This is a genomic window from Ursidibacter sp. B-7004-1, assembly GCF_053654055.1.
The window spans coordinates 1-7,623 of the sequence record NZ_JBSIUP010000051.1 but is presented as its reverse complement, the minus strand read 5'-3'; the positions used below and the strand labels follow the sequence as shown (position 1 = coordinate 7,623).

The 7,623-nt window shown below is 40.0% G+C and carries 3 protein-coding genes and 1 pseudogene; all 4 read right to left on the bottom strand.

The window, feature by feature from the left end:
* The coding region (locus ACWIW0_RS10925) for a two-partner secretion domain-containing protein (protein ID WP_454453333.1) at positions 1–5,785 on the bottom strand (5,785 nt) is incomplete at its 3' end.
* 20 nt (positions 5,786–5,805) lie between these two features.
* A pseudogene (locus ACWIW0_RS10920) lies at positions 5,806–5,910 on the bottom strand (ShlB/FhaC/HecB family hemolysin secretion/activation protein); the annotation flags it as partial.
* A 122-nt stretch (positions 5,911–6,032) separates the two neighbouring features.
* A complete protein-coding gene (locus ACWIW0_RS10915; RefSeq protein WP_454453332.1) occupies positions 6,033–6,536 on the bottom strand; it encodes an SMI1/KNR4 family protein in 504 nt (167 codons plus the stop codon).
* A gap of 1 nt (position 6,537) precedes the next feature.
* Positions 6,538–7,623 (bottom strand): HNH endonuclease (locus ACWIW0_RS10910; protein WP_454453331.1); only part of this gene is annotated, 1,086 nt, incomplete at its 5' end.

The following is a 7,623-nucleotide window of genomic DNA, read 5'->3' as shown; positions in this document are numbered from 1 at the left end:
TTTTATTACTCAGCTCAATTCGAGATAATTTTCGACCCTGCCCATTTGGTAATAACTGAGTGGATGTGTTGAATCCGATAAATTGTGCATTGTCGTGATGCGTTAAACTGCCCAATGCTTGATTCGCCTGTGCAGAGAATGCTCCACCGTTTACCTTTAACCTACTTAAAGAGAGATGATGTGTAGCACCTTCTTTATGCTCATTGGAAATCAATGGGTTATCCGCATAATTTGCGTTTTCATCAATGCGGAAAATATTCATATCAAATGGGGTTTCGATAATGCGAGTGTAAGCTCCAGCATTTTCCCATTTTCGTTGGTGATAACGTTTAAAACCACCACGCCAACGACTATAGCTCCATTGGCTTTTACCTGAATCAGTTACTCGATGTCTGCCTTGCTCATCTTTATTATCAATGTTTCCCTTTAAAGCAATCGTTTCTCCTGAAATGACACTACTGCGGTTGTTGGTAAATGATGAACTATCAAAATTCAAATAACCTCCAGCTAAGATTTGAGCAGGTACTGTAGTTAGAACTTTGCTCTCATCAAAACGGCGATCATTAATGCTAATTTTCCAAAACCTACGAATAGGTGCTGCATTTAATTTGGCAATGCGAACATCGTTATGTTTTTCAATTTCTGCATCTAATTTATCAATATTTTCCTTATATTTATTTCCCCAATCTTCATAATCTTTAAAATTCTCTTTGTAATATTGATAGTTCTTCAAATTGGTTTCATAAGTAGCCAAATCCTCACGATATTTACTCATCGCGTTTTCATAACCTGAATAATCAAGATCGCCATCACGCCCCATAATAAAATCTTGCTCTCTAGGCATAGGTGGTTTTGAAGGTTGAATTGGTGGGACAAATTCTCCTTTTTCATCAAACCACTCTTCTGGCATCTCAATTAATGGTATTGCAGGTGCATCCTCTTTTGGTGGAATAATGCTAAAATATGTCCAAATCGGATTATCTTTTTTATAATCACCAGCCTCAGAAATTTGGCACACATTCTTTTCATTACAGTCCCAGTCATGAAAACCAGCCAAGAATTTATCCGATGAGATATCAGATTCGTGCTTGATTACCGAGCTTTCTGCACCATCATTTGTGTAAATATATTGACCAGCTCGACTCCATCCAACCCATTTAAGATTTTTTACACTAATACGAGGATCGGGCTGATCTGCAATTACACCTTTTTCACTATTCTTTTTATTTTCATAGAAATTTTGAATATGATGCCCTTCTGGGATAATAAATACCTCCATAAGGTTCTGTGATTTTGACAACAAGGTAATTGCATCTCCTGCCTGACCAGTTATAAGATGATGAGCACTAAAGTGCGTATTATTGTTATCAATCTGATTAACATTTAACTGAATATTCCCCTCAGCTTCGAGTACGCTACTGTTATTACGCAATACTTCAGCCTGACCTTCCGCTTGATTATTCAGATTTAGCACCCGACCAAAACGCATATTGCCCATACTAAATAAGGTGGCACCAACTTGATTGTCAGTTAAATAGTGTGCGGTATTGTTTTCAATTTCTCGGGCAGCAATATCCAAATTACCACGAGCAGCAACAACCGCCGAGGTAATTTTTCCACTACTATAATCCTTGTCGCTGTTTTCAATGCGATCGGCTTGTAATGCGATATGATCACCATAAATTCGCCCCTCGCCAGTATTGACAATACGTCCATTGGCTTTAATTACCGTCTGTGCATTATCCTGTGGGCTAACGCTATTGATTAAGCCTTCATTGTGAACATCACCTCTAGCCGTTAGCTGGGTATTGGCACTGCTAATGCGTCCATTAAGATGATTGGTGATATGGCTCGCATTGAGCTTAACACTTTCATCAGCGTACAGTTGATGTTGATTGACTAAATTTCCAAAAGTCGTAATGGATAGATTATTGTTGGCGTGAATAGGGTTACCTGTGATGAAATCACGCTGTTGTGTCAGTTCAATATCTTGTCCTTCAATATGACCATTGGTTGTAACGGCATTTGCAGAAATCGACAGTTTTCCACCCGCTTGTAATTTCCCCATTTGGTTATTGAGCTGGAGTTCACTCCCTGTGATATGAACCGCATTATCTCCCGTTATCTCGCCTTTATGGTTGTCAATCTGTTGACTAACGTTCAATTCACTCTGTGAGCGGCTGTGCATTTTGCCTTGTTGATTATTGAGCGTTTGAGCCGTAAGCGTTAAGGTGGTCGCTAAAATACCTTGGGTCATCTGTTCTGCAGATGAGGTAGTATGACTATTATTTAAGTGGGCGGTGTTAATATTCAGCACATTACCACTTTCAATCAAAGAACCTGCCTCATTAACTTTTTGGTTATTAATCTCTGAGGTTGCATTTAAGGTGAGAGTGTGTTGTGTTCTAATCTCTCCCCCACGATTATCAAGTTGATTGGTGTGCAGGTGAATATCACCTAAGCCGTGAATTTTACCGCCTTGTTGGTTATCCACTTGCGATGTTGTTTGAATATCTGCCCGTTTTTGTGCATAGAGTGTACCTTGCTGATTAGTCAAGGTATCGCTTTTTAAGGTCAAATTATCTTGGCTAATCACCTTACCGTGCTGATTATCCAATGCCTGTTGTAACTTAAGGCTCAGTACACCTTGCTCGTTATACACTAAACCACGTTGATTCTTCAGCTCTTTTGCATTGATAGTGGATGCTTCGGCAGCTGTAATATTGCCTTGAATATTTTCTACTGTTTCTGTTGAGGTGAGCTGTAAATTCCCGTCAATGGCTCGAATTTGCCCTTCACGGTTATTGACTGATGTTGCTGTAAGATTGAGCTGCTTATTCGCTTTCAGTTGCCCTGATTGGTTATTCATTTCACCACTTAATTGAACATCAAGTAATGCATTGCCTTGTATGACACCGGCTTGGTTTTTGATTGTGGCTGCTGTGATCTCTGTTTGCTGTCCGCTCAATCTCCCCTTGTTGTTCTCAATAGATTGATTTACGGAGAGTATTTGATTGGCAAGCGAGGATACCACACCTGCATCATTCTCAAGTTGTTGAGCTTTGATAGTTTGGTTCTGTTGGCTCAGTATATAACCTTGTTGATTTAACAGTTGCTGCGTAGTCACCGCTAACTGACCAAGTGCAATAATCCCTTGCTGTTGTGCGGTATCCGTCTTTTGGGTCTGTTGGTTGTTTAGATTACCTTGATGTGTATTAATCTGCATTCCTTGACGACTCTGAATTAAACCTTGTTGGTTATTCAGTTCACCACTGTTAAGTGTCAAGTTTGCCCCTGCACTGATTTTACCTTGTTCATTGCTGAGCGTTTGGCTTTGTGTGTTGATATCAAGGTAACCTTGCTCTGCGATGATAATAGCATTGCGGTTATTCAGAGCACGACTGCGGATAACCGCACTGTTTTGTGCCACAATTTCACTTTGCTGATTATCTATTTGACCTAACACTGTCATATTAAGATTTTCAGCCTGTAATAGGCTTTTCTCGGTTGAGTGAATATTGCCACTTGCAGTAATGTTCAGCGATTGTGATGCCACAATATTTCCTTGCTGTTGCTCTAGCGTAGTCAGTTTGGCATCAATGTTATTAGCTGAAATCGCTCCTTGTTGATTTTGAAGTTTGAGAGTATTGAGAGTGAGCTGTTGATGTGCAACAAGGTTGCCTTGTGTGTTATTGAGTTCCGTTGTACGAAGAGTTTGATTACCACGACTTGCCAAATAACCGTTCTGATTCTCTAATTTGCCTGTGTCTAACGTTAATTGACCGAGTGCCACAATACCTGTTCCATTGGCTAATGTATTGTTATTAATCAATGTTTGGTTATGGGTATTTAAATGAATATCTCCCTCACTTTGAATTGCACCTCGAGAATTATCTAACTCACCGCTATTAATGAGTAGTGTTGAGGCTGAGAAAATTTTCCCCTCTGAAGAATCTACTTTCGCTAGCCCTGCATCAATGGTGAGTTTACGCCCAGCAATTAACCGACCTTGTCGGTTGTCCATTCCCTGAGAATGGATGGTAAAATCCCCCTGTGTTTTAAAAGTACCACCTTGGTTTTTGAGCTGATCTTCAACAGAAAGTGAGAATTCATCAGTGCCCGTTTGTTCCCAAACTGCATTTTGTGTATTCAGTGAACGTTGTTTCGTTGTGATTTTTTCTGCTTTTAGATAGCTTTGTTGTGTTTGTAAGGTGGTTGGTGTTTTTAATGATAATGTTTTATCTGCAATCAAGGTTGCGTTATTCGCTTGAATATCACCTTGAGCCGCAACAACATTAACGGAGTATGCGGAGGTATGGCTATTATCTAGCCCGACCGCTGAAGCAACTACATTAAGATTACCCGAGGCAAGATTTTTTCCTTGCAATGTTGTGCTGTTGGTTGCAGTCAGTTGAATCGATTTACCCTGAGCAGACTGTGTGTCTAACTGGCGTGTTTCGCCTTTGTCATTCTCTGTAATCGCCACCCCAGCAGCCAGTAATGAATTGGTAGTCGCTTGGATTGTTGGGGCGGTGTAAGTGATATTGCCTTTTGCCACCGTTTCACCTTGTTGGGTAATGGCTTTAGTGGCTTTTTTGTGAATATCGCCCCCTCTTGCCACAACGGAGCCGTCTTGTTTAATGTCCGCTTGTGTGGTGAGCTGAATGTTCTCTTGACGGTTTTCGATTTTGCCTTTGTTCTCAATCCCTGTTGTGCCAGTTAAGTGAACTTGCTTTTGAGCATTGAGTGTGCCTGTGTTGATAATCCGCCCTTGGCTGTCAATGTGAAGGGTATCGCTACTTGCCCCAATATGCCCTGCATTACGCACACCGACCCCAGCTTCTGTGCCAATCAGGTGGATTTTGCCAGCGTACATTCCACCTAGCTCACCCACATCCACCGCAAATTGTGGCGAGTTTTCTGATGCAAGCGGTGCGGTTGTGTGAATAATTTGCAAATTATCGGTAGAATCTGACCGCTTGATGTGGTTTTTACCTGTTACCACCTTAAGTGCTTTATTCGTCCACACGCCAGCATTGGCTTTGACTTCTCGGCTGAGAATCTCGGTATAGTCGGCTTTGCTGTTATCTAATCCCTTACCTTCTACGGTGACTTTACCTTTTTCCACCACAAAGCTGTCTAAGCTACCTTGCTGAATCTGTGGTTTACCTGTGGTAAGGGTGGCACGGTTAGCATTAATCACACCACAGCCATCACAATGTAAACCGCTCGGGTTGGCAATAATCACATCCGCCTTTTTCCCCGCCACTTCCACATAACCTTTTAACACACTTGGGTTGTTGGAATTGACCTCATTTAAAATGACCTTCGCTTCACCTCGTGCTAAATAAGGATTGCCCTGCACCCAACCTGCTTGCTGAGTTTGCACATTCGTGCGGCTGTTGTTGAGAATCGCCCCTTTGGTATCCACATCAAATTTGGAATATTTATTATGAGAAAGCCCTTTCTCATTGGGGGGTTGAATATTAACTTGGGGCAAGCCGTTTGCTGTTTGTAACACAATCGGTTGCTGGTTTTTCGGGGCGGATTTATCTGCTTGAATAATCAAGGTTTCTGCGAGAGCATTATTCGAAAACGCGACAAACCCTAAAGCACAAAACAGGCTAAAGGTAAGCGGTCGGATACGGGCAAAGAGTTGCAAATCAGGAAGCCCAAAGCTACCACTTGTTTCATTAGATTTACCCGTAGTTTTGGCGAGTTCGGAAGTGACGATAAAACGTTGTAATGTTTTACTGAAAATAACACGGAAACATTTTTTATTCATTGGAAAATCCTTATTAACATTTAGAAACTATACCCGAGATTAAAACCTGCAACGGCATCCGAAGTACGGAAGCCTTCTGGCATTCGAATGGGTCTGCCGATAAATACATCATAGTAGAAGCCTTTCCTCCGATAACTCGATTTTCCACCTCGTGCCAAAACAATCTTTTGCAAAAAATTGAACATATTAAACCGCTTGTAAGAAAATCCTAGAGTACCCCATATGAACAACAATGATTTATCAAATATTATGTGTATTTTTCCATAATCTCATCAAATGATTTTAGACTGTCTAAAAACTCTTCAAAGTTATTGGCTACAGGGAAAAGTAACATTTTTCCTGTTTGTTCATCATATTCATCATGAATCACTATACAAATTTTGGGTTCATTTCCTTGTGGGTTATCACGATAATCAAAACAGATAAAATTACCTTCGCCTGTAGAACCAAAGGAATAAACATGCTCATAGCCATATCCTGCATCATTGTAAATATACTGGGAATATATATTTTCAAGAGAAGAGCTAGAAAATTCTGTTTCAAATCCTTTGAATCCAAAAGTAGAAAATGTATACTCATTATTCTTAATATATTCAAAACAATTTCTCTCACACCAAGGAGAATTATGTTTCATAACTAAATTTATATATAGAGGAGGAAGCCTAATATCAAATTCTCTTTCAAATTCTAATATAATATCTCTCTCAACTCTCCCGTAGTCACCATAAATATTTAAACTAACAAAATTCATATTATCTCCCCTCACTTAAAGCCCCTTCTCCTACATGCTTGACGGCATCATGAATTGGAGTTGGTATTAACTGCATATTACTTGGACCACTTTGTTTATTATGATGCCAAGTAAAGCCATCTATTTTATATAGACCTCTATTAATTTGATCTAGTTGTTCTTTAGTAAATTGATTAGGATTGACACTACCTCTTTGGATCGCATCTTTTAGGGCTAGTGTCGCATTCCGCATTTCAATGTTTCTTCTAGTTTGGCTGGATAAATTCTGATAGTTTTCAGGCTTCTCAATTTTTGTTGTAAATTTAGATACATTATCAAAAATTGGGAGTCCTTGCTTATCGTATGGAATATTCGCTAACTCTTTTCTTTCCCCTAATTGATCAGGCTTTGAATATACTTTTACCGCTCTACCACCTTCCGAAGTGATAACTTGAACCTGCTCCCCTGACTTCAATGTTCTATTAGTGATTGTTGCACGAGGGTTTAAAACAACTGTCGTTGATTTAACATTCTCTTTACCAAATTCATTCTCTAGTTTTTCTCTCGTTTTCTGTGAATCATAAAGGGATTTCTTGTTTTGTTTGGTACTTCCAAGATCGTGTTCTTTTCCAAACATTTGAGCAGTTTCTATACCAAACTCAATACCTTTTTCAAACATTCCTTTTCTTTCGTCAAGAGCTTGATTTGTAATAGCATTTTCGGACTCAACTAATGCTCGGAATCGTTCTCTTTCCGAAGCTGGTAATCCAACAAGCCAGCCCATAAAAAATCCAGAATAATCCTCAGCCATTTCTGTCGCACGATTTAATAGTATCTCTGTTGGAATGCGACAATCGATACCACAATCAGCCAATAATTCCGCACGTTGTTTCTGGCTTAGTTTTTGATATTTTTCGTAAACCTCATCAACACTTTTTCCTTCTTTAATCGCTTGTTTTATATCTTTTACAGCACGATAAACATCACCTGGTGCTAAAGCATTATTCCCCACCGCATTTTCCGCAATCCCCATTCCATCGCCTACACTGCTTGCAATCGCAAGTGAGTTGCCGCCTGTTGTCGCTGAGCTTAACCCCGCTGCAACACC

Excerpts from the sequence above, each read along its gene's own strand:
- ACWIW0_RS10915 (WP_454453332.1), bottom strand. The coding sequence starts at position 6,536 with ATGAATTTTGTTAGTTTAAATATTTATGGTGACTACGGGAGAGTTGAG.